Annotated in this window: 17 protein-coding genes; 11 read left to right on the top strand and 6 right to left on the bottom strand. The window is 65.1% G+C overall.

Going from position 1 to position 18155, the window contains the following annotated elements; translation table 11 throughout:
* The 3 genes from NKK52_RS19925 to NKK52_RS19915 are packed head-to-tail and all read right to left on the bottom strand — an operon-like array spanning window position 1 to window position 3043.
* Complete coding sequence (locus NKK52_RS19925) at window positions 1–864, bottom strand: carbohydrate ABC transporter permease (protein ID WP_023683122.1); 864 nt, start codon at window positions 862–864, stop codon at window positions 1–3.
* A complete protein-coding gene (locus tag NKK52_RS19920) occupies window positions 861–1751 on the bottom strand; it encodes a carbohydrate ABC transporter permease (protein WP_023683123.1) in 891 nt (296 codons plus the stop codon). Before NKK52_RS19920 ends, NKK52_RS19925 begins: the two co-directional genes overlap by 4 nt.
* Window positions 1751–3043 (bottom strand): ABC transporter substrate-binding protein, encoded by a 1293-nt coding sequence (locus NKK52_RS19915; protein WP_023683124.1) that lies wholly within the window; start codon window positions 3041–3043, stop codon window positions 1751–1753. Before NKK52_RS19915 ends, NKK52_RS19920 begins: the two co-directional genes overlap by 1 nt.
* A gap of 316 nt (window positions 3044–3359) precedes the next feature.
* Between NKK52_RS19915 and NKK52_RS19910 the strand changes: the two genes are divergently transcribed.
* The 7 genes from NKK52_RS19910 to NKK52_RS19880 are packed head-to-tail and all read left to right on the top strand — an operon-like array spanning window position 3360 to window position 9675.
* Window positions 3360–4634 (top strand): extracellular solute-binding protein, encoded by a 1275-nt coding sequence (locus tag NKK52_RS19910; protein WP_023683125.1) that lies wholly within the window; start codon window positions 3360–3362, stop codon window positions 4632–4634.
* A gap of 49 nt (window positions 4635–4683) precedes the next feature.
* Window positions 4684–5616 carry a carbohydrate ABC transporter permease gene (locus tag NKK52_RS19905; protein WP_023683126.1) on the top strand — a complete coding sequence of 311 codons (933 nt, stop codon included), beginning with the start codon at window positions 4684–4686 and terminating at the stop codon, window positions 5614–5616.
* Window positions 5613–6470, top strand: a complete 858-nt coding sequence (locus NKK52_RS19900) for a carbohydrate ABC transporter permease (protein ID WP_023683127.1) — start codon at window positions 5613–5615, stop codon at window positions 6468–6470. The genes NKK52_RS19905 and NKK52_RS19900 overlap by 4 nt, the downstream gene beginning before the upstream one ends.
* Window positions 6467–7207, top strand: coding sequence for a PIG-L deacetylase family protein (locus NKK52_RS19895; protein ID WP_031202142.1), 741 nt, complete (start codon window positions 6467–6469; stop codon window positions 7205–7207). The genes NKK52_RS19900 and NKK52_RS19895 overlap by 4 nt, the downstream gene beginning before the upstream one ends.
* Window positions 7204–8079, top strand: a complete 876-nt coding sequence (locus NKK52_RS19890) for an ROK family protein (RefSeq protein ID WP_023683129.1) — start codon at window positions 7204–7206, stop codon at window positions 8077–8079. The genes NKK52_RS19895 and NKK52_RS19890 overlap by 4 nt, the downstream gene beginning before the upstream one ends.
* Window positions 8076–8846: a GntR family transcriptional regulator gene (locus NKK52_RS19885; RefSeq protein WP_023683130.1), complete on the top strand. Its 771-nt coding sequence runs from the start codon at window positions 8076–8078 to the stop codon at window positions 8844–8846. Before NKK52_RS19890 ends, NKK52_RS19885 begins: the two co-directional genes overlap by 4 nt.
* 37 nt (window positions 8847–8883) lie before the next feature.
* On the top strand, window positions 8884–9675 hold the full coding sequence (locus NKK52_RS19880; RefSeq protein WP_023683131.1) for a sugar isomerase domain-containing protein: 792 nt from the start codon (window positions 8884–8886) through the stop codon (window positions 9673–9675).
* A gap of 61 nt (window positions 9676–9736) precedes the next feature.
* Here the strand turns inward: NKK52_RS19880 and rsgA are convergent, their stop codons facing one another.
* From rsgA to NKK52_RS19865, 3 genes are all read right to left on the bottom strand, one after another.
* Complete coding sequence (rsgA, locus tag NKK52_RS19875; protein WP_023683132.1) at window positions 9737–10762, bottom strand: ribosome small subunit-dependent GTPase A; 1026 nt, start codon at window positions 10760–10762, stop codon at window positions 9737–9739.
* Between the two features lie 180 nt (window positions 10763–10942).
* The gene (locus NKK52_RS19870; protein WP_023683134.1) at window positions 10943–11113 is read right to left on the bottom strand and encodes a hypothetical protein; all 171 of its coding nucleotides are present in this window, start codon (window positions 11111–11113) and stop codon (window positions 10943–10945) included.
* Window positions 11114–11533: 420 nt separating this feature from the next.
* Window positions 11534–13129: a GMC family oxidoreductase gene (locus NKK52_RS19865; RefSeq protein WP_023683135.1), complete on the bottom strand. Its 1596-nt coding sequence runs from the start codon at window positions 13127–13129 to the stop codon at window positions 11534–11536.
* 304 nt (window positions 13130–13433) lie between these two features.
* Between NKK52_RS19865 and NKK52_RS19860 the strand changes: the two genes are divergently transcribed.
* The 4 genes from NKK52_RS19860 to NKK52_RS19845 all read left to right on the top strand — a co-directional run bounded on the left by NKK52_RS19860 (window position 13434) and on the right by NKK52_RS19845 (window position 18128).
* Entirely contained in the window at window positions 13434–14504 is a 1071-nt protein-coding gene (locus tag NKK52_RS19860; protein ID WP_023683136.1) for a sugar ABC transporter substrate-binding protein, read from the top strand.
* Window positions 14505–14663: 159 nt separating this feature from the next.
* Window positions 14664–15647: an ABC transporter permease gene (locus tag NKK52_RS19855; protein ID WP_023683137.1), complete on the top strand. Its 984-nt coding sequence runs from the start codon at window positions 14664–14666 to the stop codon at window positions 15645–15647.
* A gap of 5 nt (window positions 15648–15652) precedes the next feature.
* Entirely contained in the window at window positions 15653–17155 is a 1503-nt protein-coding gene (locus NKK52_RS19850) for a sugar ABC transporter ATP-binding protein (protein ID WP_023683138.1), read from the top strand.
* A 4-nt stretch (window positions 17156–17159) separates the two neighbouring features.
* Window positions 17160–18128, top strand: a complete 969-nt coding sequence (locus NKK52_RS19845; protein ID WP_023683139.1) for an ABC transporter permease — start codon at window positions 17160–17162, stop codon at window positions 18126–18128.
* Window positions 18129–18155: the final 27 nt, after the last annotated feature.

The following is an 18155-nucleotide window of genomic DNA, read 5'->3' as shown; positions in this document are numbered from 1 at the left end:
CTATCCCTTGATCGCCGAGCCGACGATGGAATCGACGAAGAAGCGCTGCAGGACGGCGAACAGGATGAGCGGCGGCAGCACGGCCAGCGTCGCGCCGGCCATCACCAGGCCGGTGTTGACCGCGCCCCTGTTGTAGCTCAGCAACCGGCTCAGGCTGATGACGATCGGATAGGCGTCGGCATTGCCCTGCAGCACGGTCAGCGGCCACAGATAGCTGTTCCAGTGATAGACGAAGGCGAAGAGGGCCAGAGCCGCGATTGCGGGGGCGACGCTCGGCGCGACGATCTTGTAGAGGATCAAGAACTCCGAGGCGCCGTCCATGCGCGCGGCGTCGATGAGCTCGTCGGGCACGCCGGAGATGAACTGGCGCATCAGGAAGATGCCGAAAGCATTGGCGAGATTGGGCACGATGATGCCGGCGAGGCTGGCGTTGAGGCCGATCGAGCCGACCAGGCGATAGAGCGGGATCAGCGTCACGATCGGCGGCAGGAACATGGTGGCGATCAGCACAGAAAACAGCAGCGACTTGGCGGGGAAGTGGTATTTGGCGAAGGCGTAGCCGGCCATCATGCTGGTCAGCAGAATGCCGGCGGTGGTGATCGAGGCGATGACCAGAGAATTCCACATCGAGCGGCCAACATTGACCACGCCCGACACCTTCTCATAGGCGTCGAAGCTCGGCGTAAGGGGGATCCACACCGGCGGCACCTGCATGCTCTCGGCCGGCGTCTTGAGGCTCGACAGCACCATCCATACCAGCGGGAAGGCCGAGGCGACGGCGACCAGCAGCATCAGCGTCGCCAGCAGCGCCTTGCGGCCGGACGGGCGCCGGCGCGACAGCCGGCTCGACGATCCCGCGCTCATTCGTCGTTCTTCCGGTTGGCGAAGGCAAACAGCGCGCAGACGACGACAATCAGCGAAAGCATCAGCATGACCGCCATGGCCGAACCCAGTCCACCCTGCGCACGCTCGATGCCGACGCGGCGGATGTGGTAGGTGAGCACATTGGTCGAGCCGACCGGCCCGCCCTGCGTGATCAGGGCAACCGGCTCGAACACCTGCACGGCGTTGATGATGGCGATGACGGCGCTGAACAGAAGCGTGCGCCGCATCAGCGGCAGGGTGATGAAGCGGAACTGCTCGAAGCGGCTGGCGCCATCGAGCTTCGCCGCCTCGTAGAGGCTGCCTTGGATCTGCGTCAGCCCGGCGATCGCCAGCACGGTGAAATAGCCGACCTGCTGCCAGACATTGAGGAAGACGATGGAGATCAGCGCCGAGCGCGGTGACGACAGAAAGGGCTGTGGTCCCACGCCGATTAGACCGAGCATCTGATTGAGCGGGCCTTCGCTCGGCGAATAGAGTTTCGACCAGACCAGCGCCACGGCGATCATCGGCACCATGTAGGTGGCAAACAGCACCGTGCGCAGCGCCGTGCCGCCGGCGACATCGCGCTGGTAGACCATCAGCCCAAAGGCCACCGACAGCGGCAGGATGAGGATGACGGAGAGCGCGGTGTAGATCGCGGTGTTAGCCAGCGCGCCCTTGAAGTCGCGGCCGACCGAGGAGACCCCAAAAATCTCGCGGAAATTGTCGAGGCCGATAAAGCCGGCGCTGGAAAACGGTGTCTGCGTCGACCAGTCCTGGAACGACAGCCAGACGGTGAGCAGCATCGGCAACAGGACGAAGATGCCGATCAGCGTCACGGCGGGCGCCAGCATGATGCCCGCCGAGGCACGGTACCTCTGAATCATTATTTGGCGGCGCGCTCCAGGATCGAAATGGCGTCGGCCTGCGCCGTCGCCTGCGCATCCTTGGCCGAGACCTGGCCATACTGCAACGCCTCGAGCGTCTGCTGCAGCGATTCCGAGAATTCCTGGCCGCCGGGCACGACAGGGAACGGCTTGGCATCGGTGAGCACGCTGACATAGCCGGAGAGGAATTCCGAGCCGAGCTTGTCTTTGTGCGCCTCGATGTCGGAGAGGCGTGAGGGCAGGATGCCCATCGACATCAGGATATCCGACATCGCGGAAGCACCGTTCTTGCCGGACTTTGGATTGTTCAGCCAGGCGAGGAAGTCCCACGCCGCCTTCTGCTCGGCGGCACCTGCATTGGCGTTGACCACGGTCATCCAGGAGTAGGATATCGAATGCGGCTTGTCGCCGCTCGGGCCGACGGGAATCGGCGCCGTTGCAATGTCGGCGAACTTGTCGCCCATGCCGGCCTTCAGCGCGCTCTCCCACCAATTGGCCATGATGATCATGCCGGTCTTGCCGGAGACGAAATTGTCGAGGAAGGGGCCGGTGGTGTTGGCGTCGGCTGTCGCCATCGAAGGCACGCTGGCGCCCGACTTGATCAGGTCTTCATAGAGCTGGAAAGTCTCGGCGGCCTGCGGGCTGTCCAGCACCGGCTTGCCGTCCTTGACCAGGTCGCCGCCATTGGAGACCAGCAGCGAGGCGAAGGGGTGGACGACGCCGGCCGCCCAGGAGTTGATCATGCCGAAGCCTTGCTGTCCCGCATCCTGGTTGGTCAGCTTCTTGGCCGCATCCTTGAACTCGTCCCAGGTCTTGGGTGGCGCCGCGATGCCGGCCTGCTTGAACAGCGCCTGGTTGTAGTTCAGCGCGTAGACGTCGATTTCGTTGGGGATGCCGTAGAGCGTGCCGCCGGCCGAAGCGGCGCTGGTGATGCCCGCCGGCCATGCGCCCTTGACCTCGCCGGCCACCGCATCGGGGGCGGGCGCGACCAGCTTGTCGCGCGCCAGTTCCGGCAACCAGAGATCGTAGATGCCGCCGATCGTCGGGCCGTCCGCGCCGCCGCCTTGCGAGCGCAGCGTGGTCAGGAGGTCGCCGAAGGGGACGGCGCGCACGGTGACGCTGACATCCGGATTGGTCTTGGCATAATCCTTGGCCGCCGCTTCCAGCAGCGCGACCGTCTCCGGCGACCAGTGGGTGAGATAGGAGATGTTGACCGATTGCGCCCAGCCGGTGGTGGGCAGGATGGCGAGGCCTGCGGCCAGTGCCAGTTTCGACGTCCAGGCAAACGACATTCCTCATCCTCCTATCGGTTCACAATGACGTTATGACAAGTCAGCGCGGCGACGCAAGGGCTTGCTGGCGAAAAAGTCTCACATGGTACGGTCACAGATTTCTTTGCGGCGCTTGAATGTGGATATTTATCGTTAGGTAACAAATGGATGCAGGTACTGCAATGTCGTGAGGGGGCCAACGCCGCCATTCCTGAGGCGCAGCAGACCTCTTGCGAATACCGCTATGTCGTTATAATGACTTTTGCCGAACCAATGACTTCTCACGGCACGGGAACGCCGCGGGACGCCAAGCACAGAGAACAATGGGAGACTGGCAATGAGCATGCTTTCACTTCACCGGCGCGCAGCGCTTAGGCTGATCGGCGGCCTTGCCGCCGCCTGCGCCGGCGTCTTTGCCTCATTGCCGGCGCGAGCCGCCGACAGCACGGTGACGCTGTGGAGCTGGCGCACCGAGGACGAGGCGGCGATGCGCCGCATCTTCGATGCCTTCGAGGCGAAGAATCCCGGCATCAAGGTCGCCATCCAGTTCACGCCGGATGCCGACTACCAGAACCGGCTGAGCACGGCGCTGCGCGGCGGGCGCGGGCCCGACATCGCGCAGCTCAAGGCCTATGGCGAATTGCAGCCCTTCGTCGAGGCCGGCTATCTCGACGCGCTGGACGACAGCGTGCCGGAGCTGAAGAACATGGAGGACGCGGCGCTTGGCGGCGCGCGCGGCCGCAGCGACGGCAAGCTCTATGGCGTGCCCTACTCGGTGCCGATGATGGGCGTCTTCTACAACCAGGATATTTTCGCCGCCCAAGGCATCGAGATCCCCAAGACCTACAAGGATTTCACCGCTGTCTGCGAGAAGCTGAAGGCGGCCGGCATCACGCCGATCGCCACCGGCGGCGCCAACGGCTCGGCCTGGGAGCTGGAGATCGCCGTCGGCGTCGTCGGCCCGACCGTCTATGGTCCCGGCTTCTACGACGAGATGATGAGCGGCAAGGCGACCTTCGAGGATCCGCGCTATGTCGCGGCGCTGAAGCGCTTTGCCGAGCTGAAGCCGTATTTCCCCGATGGTTTCGCCGGCATCGACTACACCACCGCCACGCAGCAGTTCATCGGCGGCAAGGCGGCGATGTTCCTCGGCGGTTCGTTCGAGAACGGCAGCTTCAAGGCGCAGAACCCGAAACTGAAATTCTCGATCTTCCCGTTCCCCGCCGACGATGCCGGGGCAAAGCTCTACACCTCGGCCTTCTCCGACGGCTCCTATGGCCTGGTCTCCGAGAGCCAAAACAAGGAAGCCGCGACCAAGGTGCTGGGCTTCATGGCTTCGGCAGAGTTCGCGCAGATGTTCGCCGACGAGCTCGGCTGGCCGCCGGCCCGCACGGATGTGACGGTGAAGGATCCAGTGCTGGCCGCGATGATGGAGATGGCGAAGAATTCGACGCCCTATCTGACGCTGGTCGGCTTCCGCTGGCAGTCGCCGACGGCGTCTTCGGTGCTGCAGTCGGAGATCATCGACATGGTCGAAGGCAACATCGCGCCGGAGAAGCTGGCGGCCGACATGCAGGCCGCGGTCGCCACCTGGTTCAAGCCGAAGCAGTAGGCGCGGCCGGTCGCAAAAGCGGCCGGCCTCTCACGGACCAGAAAAGCGCATGAGCACCCTTCGCCGCACCAGCAGCCTTCGCCGCACGCAGCAGCGCATGGCCGTGCTGTTCATCCTGCCGGCGCTGGCGGTCTATGCGCTGTTCGTCCTCTATCCCCTGGGGATGTCGCTGTGGGGCAGCTTCTTCGTCTGGAAGGGGCTGCGCATGGTCGAGTTCGCCGGCCTGTCGAATTTCTCAAGGCTGTTCGTTTTCCCCAGCGGCGCGCGGATCTACGGCGCGCTGTGGCACAACACCGCCTGGTTCTTCGGCATCATGCTGTTCCAGAACGGAATCGGGCTTTTGTTCGCCTGGCTGCTGTTCCTGCGCGACAGGGGTGCTGCGTTCTTCCAGTCGGTGTTCTTCTTTCCGGCGGTGCTGAGCCCGGTCATCGTCGGCGCGCTGTGGCGGTTGCTTTTGGCACCGGGCGGCGTCGTCGAATGGGCGCTGAACGGGCTTGGCCTGCACCAGGGCAGCCTGACTGTGCTCGGCAACAGCCACACCGCGCTCGCCATGCTGATCGCCGTCGATGCCTGGAACTGGATGGGCCTGCCGGTGCTGATCTACACGGCAGGTCTGCGGCAGATTTCCGGCCAGATTTTCGAGGCGGCAAAACTTGACGGCGCCGGCAATGCGCGCATGCTGTTCTCGATCGCGCTGCCGCTGCTGATGCCGGCGCTGGGCACGCTGACGACGCTGTCGTTCATCAACACCTTCAACCAGTTCGACATCGTCTATGTCATGCAGGGCGTGCAGGGCAATCCGAGCTATTCGACCGACACGCTGGTGACCTACTTCTACCGGCTGGCCTTCGGCGCGGAAGGCGCTGTCGGCATCACCGATATCGGTCTGGCTTTGGCGCTCGGCACCGTGCTGTTTTTGATCCTCAGCATCGGCACGCTCATGATGCTGCGCTTCTTCGACCGCCGCACGGTGCAGCTATGAGCGCGCTGGCGATTTCGCAAAGACCGGCCATCTCTCGGCAGCTGGCGCGGCTGCCCGGCTGGACGGTGCTGATCGCATGGACGGCGGCTGTGCTGTTGCCGCTCTACATCCTTGTCGTCTCCTGTTTCAAGACCACGGCCGAGATCTACGACAACAGGCTCGGCCTGCCGCAAAGCTTTGCCTTCGACAATTTCATCAACGCCTGGACGCGCGCCGATCTCGGCCAGAATTTCATCAACAGCCTGATCGTCACGGGCGGCGCGGTCATCCTCACCATCGTCGTCTCGGCGATGGCCGCCTATCCGCTCAGCCGCTACAAGCTTGGCTGGAATGCCATCATGCTCGGCCTGTTCCTGTCCGGCATCATGCTGCCGATCCGGCTCGCCTCGGTCGAACTGTTCACGCTGATGCGCAATCTTGGCCTGCTGGATTCGCTGACCGGGCTGATCCTGGTCTATTCGGCGATCCGCATTCCCTTCGCCGTGTTCATCTTCGCCAATTTCATGCGCGTCTTACCCTCCGAGTTGGACGAGGCGGCGCGCATGGACGGCGCCGGCGAGGTGCGCATCCTGTTCCAGATCATCCTGCCGATGGTCAAGCCGGCGGTGTCGATCGTGGCCATCTTCACCGCGATCGCGGTGTGGAACGATTTCTTCTTCCCGCTGATCTTCATCTTCGACGACCGCTACAAGACGGTGCCGCTGGCGATCAGCGTCTTCGTCGGCCAGTTCCGTACCGACTGGGGCCTGGTGTTCGCCTCGCTGGCGATCTCCATGGCGCCCATCCTGATCATGTATTGTCTGCTGGCGCGCCAGATTCGCGAAGGCGTCGGTACCGGAGGGGGCATGAAATGATCGAAGACAGGATTTATGCGGCGAAATCCATCCTGGTGGTCGGCGCACACGCCCTCGATGCCGAGGTGATGGCTGGGCCGCTGGCGGCCGCTGCCGTCAAGCGCGGCGCCACGGTGACCTTCCTGCATCTGACCATGGGTGAGCAGGGCCATCCGTACCTGGTTCCCGCGCATTATTGCGTGCAGAAGGAAGAGGAAGCGGGCAGCGCGGCGGAGCGGCTCGGCGTCACCATGCGTGGCTTTGGCCTGCGCGACGGCTTCCTGCCCACAGACGATCAGACGGCGCTCGAAGTGGGCGACATCATTCGCGAGCTGAAACCCGAGATCGTCATCACGCATTGGCATGGCAGCTGGCACAAGGACCATCGCGCCGCCGCGCATTTGACGAAGACCGGTATCTTCTTCGCCGGACTGCCGACCGTTGCCAGCGACCATCCGGCGCACACGCCGCAACTGCTGCTGTTCGGCGAGAACTGGGAGGACGATGACGGCTTCCGGCCCGAGCATCTCGTCGATGTCAGCGACGGGTTCGAGGCCTGGCGCGACGCGGTCATGGAGTATGAGCTGGCGCGCGGCCTGAGCAGCTTCCCCTATGTCGACTATTACAGTTCGCTCTACCGGCTGCGCGGCTGCCTGCGCGGCACGCGCCATGCGCAGGCCTTCGCGGCGGCGTCGCATTCGTGGAATGCCGGCAGCGGCCTGTTCTCGCTCCCCTTCGGCAAAGGGTCCGGTCGATGAGGCGGGTACTCGCCATCGACCTCGGCGGCACCAATCTGCGCGCTGCCGTGTCTACGGGCGATGTCGGTGCGTTGGAGGCGCTGGGCAGCGAGCCGGCGCCGGCAACCCTTGATGCCTTCGTTGCGCGCATCGACGCGCTGTGCGCCGAGGCCGGGTCGGCCGAAGCGCTTGGCATCGCGGTGCCGGGACTGGTCGAGGGCTCGGTCTGCCGCTGGATCCCCAACTTGCCGTTCCTCGACGGCGTCGATATCCAGCCGCTGTTTCCCAAACTGCGCGTAGCGCTCGGCAATGACGCGCAGATTGCGCTGCTGGCGGAGGCTGTCGAAGGCAGTGCGAAAAACATGTCGGATGCGATCCTGCTCGCCATCGGCACCGGCATCGGTTCGGCGGTGCTGGCCAATGGCCGCATCGTTGCCGGCGCGCATGGCGGCGCCTGCTCGTTCGGCTGGGCCTGCGCCGACGTCAAAGATCCTGGCGAGGAGCGCAGCGGCTGGCTGGAGCGCGTCGCGTCGGGCCGGGCGCTTGATGCCCTTGCCGGACAGATCGGCCTTGCCGACGGCCGCCAGCTGATCGCCGCTGCCCAGGCCGGCGAACTGGCCGCACTCACCTTGCTTGAACTGCCGGCGCGACAGCTCGGCACCGCGCTTGCAGGCGCTGTCGCGCTGCTCGATCCGCAAGCGGTTCTGATTTCGGGTGGTTTGGCGGAGGCGCTGGATGTGATCCGGCCGCCGCTGCTTGCAGCGCTGCGACGCCAACTGCCGCCGCATCTGCGCGGCATCGACGTCAAGCCCGGAAAATTTGGTCCCCGCGCCGGCCTCGTCGGCGCGGCGCTGGCCGGCGCCGTTGGGCAAGGGTGGAGGCAGGTGCGATGAGCGAAGCAAGCTTTCAGCAGCCGGACCGCAGACGGCCGGAGCCGCTCTGGTATCAGGTCGAAGAGGCGATCCGCGCCATCGTCAAGAGCGGCGAATGGGCAACGGGCGACCAGATCCCGGCGGAGGACAGGCTGTGCGCCCTGTTCGGCGTCAGCCGTATCACGCTGCGCCACGCGCTGCGCAATCTCGAGGAGGCCGGGCTGCTCAGGCGCGAACATGGCCGCGGCACGTTCGTGCGCTCGACCACGCTGGTCGCCGGCACGCGTGAGCTGACCAGCTTTACCCAGGAGATGGGCAATATGGGCGTGGTCGCGGGCTCGCGTCTGCTCGACTGCAGCCTGACCACCGCCAACGCGGCGGCTGCCGGCGCGCTGGAGATCGAAGAGGGCGATCCGGTGGTGCGCATTCGCAGGCTGCGGCTCGGCAACAACGAGCCGATCGGCATCCAGACGGCGCAGCTGTCGGCCGTGCGCGTGCCGGGCTTCCTCGATGCCGGCCTGCTGCAGGGCTCGCTCTACGAGGCGCTGGAGCGCCATTACGGCATCGTGCCGGTGGCCGCGCGGGAGAACTACCGGGTCGGCGCGGTCGGCGCGGCGGACGCCGAACTGCTCGACCTCGCTGTCGGCAGCCCGGCCTTCGTCGTCGAACGCATCACCACCGACGAGCGCGGCCCGTTCGAATTCACGGTCTCGATCATGCGCGGCGACCGCTACGAAATCCGCTCGACGCTGCGCGCCGGACGCGTGCCGCTGAACCCGAGAAGCTGATCCATTCCAGACCGACACAGCAAACAGGAGTACCCACGTGTCCGATCTCTACATCCACCGTCTCGCCGCCCTCATCGACCAGGCTGCGAAAGTCAATGAAGAGGCCTTTGGCCAGGCCGCCAGCCGCTTTGCCGACTCGCTCGAGGGCGGCGGGCTGGTGCATCTCTATGGCTCCGGCCATTCGGTGCTGCCGGTGCAGGAAGTGTTTCCGCGCTATGGCAGCTATGTCGGCTTCAACCCGCTGACCGACCCGCGCGTGATGTGGCACAATGTGCTCGGCGCCGGCGGCGTCCGCGAGCTTTTGTGGCTGGAGCGTACGGAAAAATACGCCGAAAAATTCCTCGACCACCAGCCGCTCAACAAGGGCGATTCGATCATCATCTTCGGCCATAGCGGCCGCAACTCGTCCGGTATCGACACCGCGCTCTATGCCAGGAAGCGCGGCATCTTCGTCGTCGCTGTCACCAGCAAGAACAATCTCGACAAGCCGGCGACGCACTCGTCCGGCAAGCGGCTGGCGGATGCCGCCGACCTCGTCATCGACACCTGTTCGCCGATCGAGGACGCCATCGTGCCGGTCGAGGGCTGGAGCCGGCCGGTGTCGGGCTCATCGACGGTGCTTGCCATGATCCTGGCGCATGAGCTGATCGCGCGCACCGCCGAGCAGCTCGCCAAGCGCGGCATCGAACTGCCGGTCTTCGCCTCGCCGACCATTGCCGGCGTGACGCTGCACGACACCGACGTCATCTACGGCGTCTACCGCGAGCGCATGCTGGAGGCGCAGCAGAAGCACCTGCCGACCTTCCAGGCAACGATGCGCGGAGAGTGAAAAAAAGGGAGGCCCGGCACATGCCGGGCCTCCGATGTCTCGTTCCGCAATTCCTATCCTCTCAACGCCGCTTCGGGCGCCCGGCAGGCGATTTGTTGCCGCGCGGGCCGCTCTGAACCGGCGTGTTGCCCTGGTTTTCCTCCGACAGCTTGCGCCAGCGGGCAAGGCGCTCAGGGTCGAGCGTACCCGCCTTCAACGCAGCCTGCACCGCGCAGCCCGGTTCGTGGACATGGGTGCAGTCGCGGAACTTGCACAGCGGTGCGAGCTCGGTGATTTCGGCAAACAGCGTGTCGATGCCGGATGCGACGTCGCTGACATGCAGCGTGCGCATGCCCGGCGTGTCGATTACCCAGCCGCCACCGGCGATGGGGTGCAGCGACCGCGCCGTGGTGGTGTGGCGACCCTTGGCATCGTGCTCGCGAATGCCCGCAGTCTGTTGCGGCGATTGCTGCGCCGCTCCGGCCAGCGTGTTGACCAGCGTCGATTTGCCGACGCCGGAGGAGCCGACCAGCGCCACCGTCTGCCCTGCGCCACACCAGGGAGCAAGCGCCGCTGCGGCATCGGCGACGCGCGGGTTCAGCGTCACTACGGGCAAACCACGCTGAAGGGCGGCAGCCTGGCTTTGGTATCTCTCGGCATCGTCAGCGGTGTCGGCCTTGGTCAGCAGGATCACCGGCGTCGTTCCGGCCTCGTTGGCCAGCGCCAGATAGCGCTCGAGCCGGGCGATGTTGAAATCGGCATTGCAGGACGTCACGATGAACAGCGTGTCGACATTGGCCGCGGCCAGCTGCGGGATCCTGCCGCCCTGGGTACGGCGCTCCAGCACCGTCTTGCGGGTCAGCCGGCGGAGCAGCAGATGTGTATGCTGCTCGACCAGCACCCAGTCGCCGACGGCGTAGTCGCCGGTGTTGGCATTGGCCGGCAGCGTCAGATCCACTGGCCCTGCCCGGGACAGGCCGGCCAGGCGGTCGCGGTGCACCGAGGCGATGCGCGTCGGCACGAGGTCTGCCTCATCGGCTTCAAGCTGGTCGCCGAAGAAATCCGTCCAGCCCAGGCTTGCGAGGGAGGCCGTCACGGCTTTGACCAGGGGGACGGCGTCACAGACATCGGAGAGTATCCTTTGGCAAAATGGGCGCGGACCCTCGGGGCGGTTGTTCAAGCCGTGTATGGGCGGCATGGCGGCATTTGGCAAGCCGAACCGCGCCGATGGCCGAGCCGTTTCGCGCACCACGTTGGAACGCATCGCGGCGGTGGTTCGCTGATGCGCTTACGCCTCGTTACTCTCAATGTCTGCAACACGGAAGGCGAACCGGAGCGCCTGGCGGCCATCAACCGGGAGCTGAGGCGGCTCGACCCGGATCTGGTCGCCTTTCAGGAGGTCGTCCAGACAGCCGATGTGAAATTCCTCGATACGCTGCGCGATGGTTTGGATTTGCATGCAACGCATCAAGCCTCTTCGTCGACCTCGAAGTTGGCAGGGACGGCTGAGGATGGCAGGTCGAGAAGCCCGCCAAAAGGGGGAGGGGATGGCCGGTACCGCAGGGGGCGGGGGGTTGGGATGGGGTTGCCTGAAGCACCGGCCAAAGCGGGACAAGTCCCACGCCCACAAGCTAGCAGAGGTTGGATCGGTTCATATGGTGTGATCGCGGACTGGCGCAAAAGCGCTTTCACATCCCCGCGCAGGCGTCGGCAACGAGCCCGCAACCGGGGGTTTCCGGTCGGTTGGTGGGTTGCGCAAGCGCCGGTTGAAGGCGCTGCGGGAGGCTGTCGTTTTTAGTGGGGTTCGAGTGCTATGCGCTCAGCGACAGGTGCTCAAGGCAGGGCAATCGCATGGCGCCACCACATGCCATTGTCCTGCTTACGCCACCGGCAGCATCCGCCCCGCAATCAGATCCGCCGCCTTCTCCGCAATCATGACCACGGCGGCGTTGGTGTTGGAGGACACGATGCTTGGCATGACCGAGCTGTCGCAGACACGCAGGCCTTGCAGACCGCGCACGCGCAACTCGGGATCGACGACGCTGTCGGCATCGCCGCCCATCCGGCAGGTGCCGACTGGGTGATAGGCGCTGCGGCCATGTTCTCGGGCGAAGGCTTCGAGTGCTGAGCGCCCCTGCATCGCCTTGCCGGGCAGATGCTCGCGGCTGATGTATCTGGCGAAGGCTGGCTGCGACAGGATTTCGCGGCTGATCTCGATGCCGTCGATGGCGCGTTCGAGATCATAGCGCTCGGCGAACGGGTTGGGGTCGATGATGGGCGCATCGCGCAGGTCCGCGGACTTGAGCATGACGCTGCCGCGCGAACGCGGGCGCACATGGTAGGAGTTCAGCGTGCAGCCATTGCCGCCGGGAACCGAGCCGATGCCTTCCTCAACGCCGGCGCCGGGCAGGAAATGGAACTGGATGTCCGGCGTCTTCTCCGCGCGGTCGCCCCACCAGAAGCCGCCGGCCTCGACGATGTTGGAGGCCACCGGCCCCTTGCCGAACAGCGCATATTCAAGACCGGCGACCGCTTGCCAGCGCTTCTTCTTGTAACGGTCGATGCCGTGCGGTCCGTTGAGCTCGGCGACGACATCGACGTCCATGTGATCGTGCAGATTCTGGCCGACGTTTTTGGAATCGTGGACCACCTTGATGCCGTGCTCGCCGAGATGCACGGCCGGGCCGATGCCGGACAGCATCAGCAATTTCGGCGAGCCGATGGCGCCGGCGGCGACGATGACTTCGCGCTCGGCGCGGAGCAGTTCGGTGCGGCCATTGACGATGATCTCGACACCGATGGCGCGGCCGTTCTCGACCACGATGCGGCTGACGGAGGCGTCGGTGCGTAGCGTCAGATTCTTGCGGCCGAGCGCCGGCTTCAGATAGGCGACCGCCGTGCTCGAGCGTTTCCCCCGGCGCGTCGTCGTCTGGTAGAAGCCGGCGCCCGCCTGCTCACCGGCGTTGAAGTCGGCGCGGAAAGGAAGGCCCGCCTGCTGCGCCGCCTTGACGAAGATGCGGGTCAGCGGATGCGGCGCGCCGCTGGAGACGCCGAGCGGGCCGTCAGTGCCGTGCTGCGCATCGGCAAAAGTGTCGTTGCCCTCGGAGCGGACGAAGTAGGGCAGCACGTCGGCATAGCTCCAGCCGGCACAGCCATCGTCGGTCGCCCAGCCATCGTAGTCCTGCGGGCAACCACGGGTGAACACCTGGGCGTTGATCGAGGAGCCGCCGCCGAGCACACGCGCCTGCGGATAGACCATGGTGCGGCCGTCGATCTCCTTGCCGGGCGCGGTGTCATAGCCCCAGATCAGAGGCCCCGACGTCATCTTGAAGAAGCCGACCGGCAAATGGATGTAGCGGTCGGTGTCGGGCGGACCGGCCTCGAGCAGCACGACGGACACGTCCGGGTCCTCGCTCAGCCGGGCGGCCAGAATGCAGCCAGCCGAACCGCCGCCGACAATGATGTAATCCGTCATTTCCACTCCCGGGTTCTCTTTGTTGGAGCATGATCTCCGGACAAAACGGTTTCTCGATTTGTCCGAGAAAACCGGTTCCCACTTCTAGGGATCATGCTCCGGCGGGCGATGAAATCACCGCCCCTTCCTCTTGCGCGCGACGATCTCAAGTCGCTTGTGCCACGTCAAGAGAAAGGATATGGTTATCGTGTTGAAGGGTTGTCGTACAAGTGGAGGAGCTTGACGATCCTCACCAGGAGGTCCCGGCCGCGCTCCCTGCGCAAGATGCCGGGCGGAACAGAATTCAATCGGGAGGTTTCGAGGTATGAACGACACGAAGAATTTTGCAGTCAACCGGCGCACGCTGATGATGGGCGCCACCGCCGGCGTGGCGGCACTCGCCATGCCGAGCGTGCTGCGCGCGCAGGACAAGCCGACGCTGGTGACATCGATCCGCTCGCTGTCCAACCCCTATCACGCGGTGTGGAAGACCGGCGCCGAAGCGTATGCCAAATGGGCCGGGCTGGAGCACGTCACGCTGGTTTCGGAAGGCAACAGCGAGAAGGGCATTGCCGACATCAAGGCGATGCTGGCCAAGACCGGCGGCAATATGGTGCTGAATTCCGATCCCAACGACACGCCCGATGCGCGCCCGATCGTCGAGGCCTGCGCCAAGGCCGGCGCCTATGTGGTGACCCAGTGGAACAAGCCGGGGGATCTGCACCCGAAGGATTTCAACCCGAACTATGTCTCGCATATCGAGTTCGACGGCATCGACAGCGGCAAGACCATCGCCGAGATCCTGTTCAAGACCATTGGCGGCAAGGGCGGCATCGTCGCACTCGGCGGCCTGATCTCGACCACGGCGGCGATCGAACGCAAGAAGGGCCTCGACGCAGCGCTTGCCGCCAACCCGGACATCAAGCTGCTCGACTTCCAGGTCGCCAACTGGAAGTCGACCGAAGCCTTCGACCTGATGGGCAATCTGCTCACCCGCTTCGGCGACGACATCAAGGGCATCTGGGCGGCCAATGACGATATGGGCTCGGGCGCTCTGGAAGCGCTGCGCGCCGAAAACCTCGCCGGCAAGGTGCCGATCGTCGGCGTCGACGGCATCAAGACGGCGGTCGATGCGGTGCGCACCGGCGAATTCGCCTGCACGGTCACTTCGGATCCGTTCTGGCAGGGCGGCATGGGTCTCGCCATCGGCTACAACGCCAAGATCGGCAAGTTCGACCCGACCAAGGAGCCGCCGGAGCACCGTGAGTTTTACGGCAAGGCGGTGCTGATCTCGCACGACAATGTCGAGGAATATTACAAGACCAATGTCGATGCGAAGCCCGAGATCGACTGGAACGATCTGTGGGGCCGGGTCACCGGAGCAATCCGTACCTGATCCATCGGAGTGGGCTGCACCTCCCTGGCGGCCCGCTTCCTCCCGCAGCCGTCGCGATCCCCTTGTCGCGACGGCTGTCACCAGCAGACGGGAAGCGGTTTCTTGACAATCCATACAGAACCCCTGAAGTCCGTTTCGGACATCGAGCGGACGACGCCCATGACATCGTTCCCCGGCCGCATCGCGACATTCCTGGGCGGCAGGCGCTGGCGCAGCCTGGCGCCGCTGGCGGTGCTGATTGTACTCTGCGTACTCATCGCCATTGCCAATCCCAATTTCATCGAGCTGCGCAATCTGGTGCGGCTTGCGAATTCCGCCGCCGTGCCGCTGACGCTGGCCATGGGGCTGACCTTCATCATCCTGATGGGCAGCATCGACCTTGCAGTCGAAGGCACGCTTTCGGTGGCGGCGATGGTGCTTGTGCTGCTCGCCGCCAATGACGGCAACGGCAACGACTATGGCTGGTGGGCGGTGCTCGCTGCCATCGCCGCCGGCACCGCCATGGGCTTCGTCAGCGGTCTCGTCCAGACCATGCTGCGCATCCCGTCCTTCATGGGCACGCTCGGCATGTGGTTCATCGGCCTCGGCCTGTCGGTCTATATGCTGGGCGGCACGGCCATCAAGCTGAACGACGCCTCGATCCGCGACCTGGCCTTGCACCGTTTCCTCGGCCTTCCGGTGGCGGTCTGGGTCGCGTTCGGCGCCTTCCTGCTCTCCACTGTCATCCAGTATCACACCAAGCTCGGCCGCCACATATTGGCGATCGGCGGTGATGAGGATGTCGCCAAGCTCTCCGGCGTCAATGTCGTGCGCGTGCGCATCACCGCTTTTGCGCTGGCCGGGTTCTTCTTCGGCATTGCCGGCGTGCTGGCCGCAGCACAGCTCGGCCAGTCGCACGCCGTGATCGGTGACGGCAGGCTGTTTGCAGCGGTCACCGCAGTGGTCGTCGGCGGCACCGCTTTGACCGGCGGCGAGGGCGGCGTCGTCAACACGCTGATCGGTGTGCTGATCGTCACCGTGCTTGCCAATGGCATGATCCTGCTCGGCATCTCGCCCTACATCCAGCAGACGGTGCAGGGTCTGATGATCATCGCCGCGGTGGCGCTGTCGCTCGACCGTGTCCGCCTGAAAATCGTCAAGTGAACGCCATGCTGCAGGCGTCCAACATCATCAAGAATTTCCCCGGCGTGCAGGCGCTGCGCGACGTCTCCATCGAGGTGCGGCCCAATGAAGTTGTCGGGCTGATCGGCGAGAACGGCGCCGGCAAGTCGACGCTGATGCGGGTGCTGGCCGGCGGCTACCGGCCGGATAGCGGCTCGCTGACGCTGGATGGCGAACAGCTGCGCATGCGCAACGCCCGTGATGCGGCCAGGCATGGCATCGGCATGGTGTTCCAGGAGCAGTCGCTGGTGCTGAACCTGACGGTTGCCGAAAACATCTATCTCGGCGAAGAGGACCGCTTCACCCGCTTCGGCCTCGTCAATTGGCGCGCCATGAACGCGGCGGCGCGGCGGCAACTGGCCAAGATCGGCATCGACATCGACGTCACCGCGCGCACCTCCGAACTCACCTTCGCCGCACGCCAGATGGTCGAGCTCGCCAAGGCGCTGACCTTGGAGGAAGTGGTCGAGCGGCAGTTGCTGATCCTGCTCGACGAGCCGACCTCGGTGCTCAACGCCGCTGATATCGAGGTGCTGTTCGCGCGGGTGCGCTCGCTTAAATCCCGCGCCAGTTTTGTGTTCGTCTCGCACCGCCTCGACGAGGTGCTCAACATCTCCGACCGTGTCTACACGATGAAGGACGGCGCGGTCGTCGCCGAGCACCGCGCAGCTGAAGTCACCGCGCCGGAGCTGCACGAGATCATGGTCGGGCGCGGCCTGCAGGCCGAATATTACCGCGAGGCTCGCCAGCTGGCGCCGCGCGATATCGTGATGGTCGAGGCCAAGGGGCTTGGCGCCAACGGTTACTATCACGGCGTCGATCTCTCGATCCGGGCCGGCGAGATTGTCGGCATTGCCGGCGTTGTCGGCTCCGGCCGCGAGGAGGTGACGCGCACCGTTGGCGGCTTCGTCCAGCATGATGCCGGCGAGATGAAAATCGCCGGCGATGCCGTGCGCTTCTCCTCGCCGGAACCGGCGGTGCGCAAGGGCATCGGCTATGTCCCGCGCGAGCGCCGGCTCGAAGGGCTGGTGATGTTCCTGTCGATCGCGGAGAACATTTCGCTGGCCGATCTCTCCAGCGTCATGCGCCATGGCGCCATCGACTATGGCAAGGAGCGCCGGCTTGCCGCCGACTGGATCAAGCGGCTGCGCATCAAGGCGCCCGGTCCCGATGCCGCCTGCCGCAAGCTCAGCGGCGGCAACCAGCAGAAGGTGGTGCTGGCGCGCTGGATGACGGCGGGCTCGCGCATCCTGGTGCTCGACCATCCCACACGCGGGCTCGATGTCGGCGCCAAGGAAGAGGTCTACGAATTAGTGCGCGATCTCTCCGCGCAAGGCGTGGCGATTCTTTTGATTTCCGACACGCTGGAGGAAACGATCGGCCTGTCGCACCAGGTGCTGGTGATGCGCGACGGTGCAATCACCGCGCGCTTCGATGCCAGTCCGGGCAACAAGCCGAACCAGGTCGATCTTCTCAGGGCAATGGTGTGAGCCGATGAATGAAGCGTTCTCCATCAGGCGGGTTTTCGAAGGCAAGTGGACGCAAGGCGCCATTCCGCTGGTGCTGCTTGTCGGCCTGCTTTTGATCATCGAGATCGCCGCGCCCGGCTTCCTGACCGGCGAGACCGTGGCGCTTTTGTTTGCCAACACTGCCGTGCTGTTCATCCTGGCGACCGGCGTCACCTTCGCCATCCTGCTTGGCGGCATCGATTTGTCGATCCAGGCGGTGGCATCGCTGGCCAGCGTCATCCTGGCGCAATTGCTGCCTTCGCTCGGCCTTGCCGCCTTTCCGGTGGCGATCCTGTCGGGGCTCGCCTTCGGCGTGTTGAGCGGCGTCGTTCACGTCAAGTTACGCGTGCCGTCCTTCGTCGCGACGCTCGCCACCGGCGGCGTGGTCACCGGCCTGGCGCTCTGGGTCTCCAATGGCCGCGCCATCACCATCGAGGAGGCTGGTCGCGAAAACACCGCCTGGATCAACGCCACTGTCGCCGGCATTCCCGTGGTGGTGCTGATTTCGACGGTGATCGGCATCGCCGCCTTTCTGGCGCTGCGCTACACACGCTTCGGCCGCCAGGCGATTGCGGTCGGCGCCGGCGAGCCGGCGGCGTGGGCGGCGGGCATCAATGTCGACCGCACCAAGATCATCGCCTTTGCCGCGTCGGGTATGCTCGCGGCCATCGCCGGCGTCGTGCTGGCAGCCAGGCTGTCGAGCGGCTCGCCGGTGCTGGCCAACCAGCTGCTGCTGCCGGCCATCGCCGCCGTCATCGTCGGCGGCACGGCGATCACCGGCGGGCTCGGCGGCGTTGCCCGCACGGCGGTCGGCGCGCTGATCATCTCGATCGTGCGCATCGGCATGACCTTTGTCGGCGTCAATATCTTCCTGGAAAACATGGTGTTCGGCGCGGTGCTGATCGCTGCCGTCGCCATTACCATCGACCGCAGCAAGATCGCGGTCATCAAGTGATCCCGCCTCCCAGGCAAGCGCGGACAG

The organism is Mesorhizobium sp. C277A (assembly GCF_040324395.1).
In the GTDB taxonomy this organism is placed as follows: Bacteria; Pseudomonadota; Alphaproteobacteria; order Rhizobiales; family Rhizobiaceae; genus Mesorhizobium.
The sequence above is the reverse complement of the archived record's forward strand: the minus strand, read 5'-3'. Positions and strand labels throughout refer to the sequence as shown.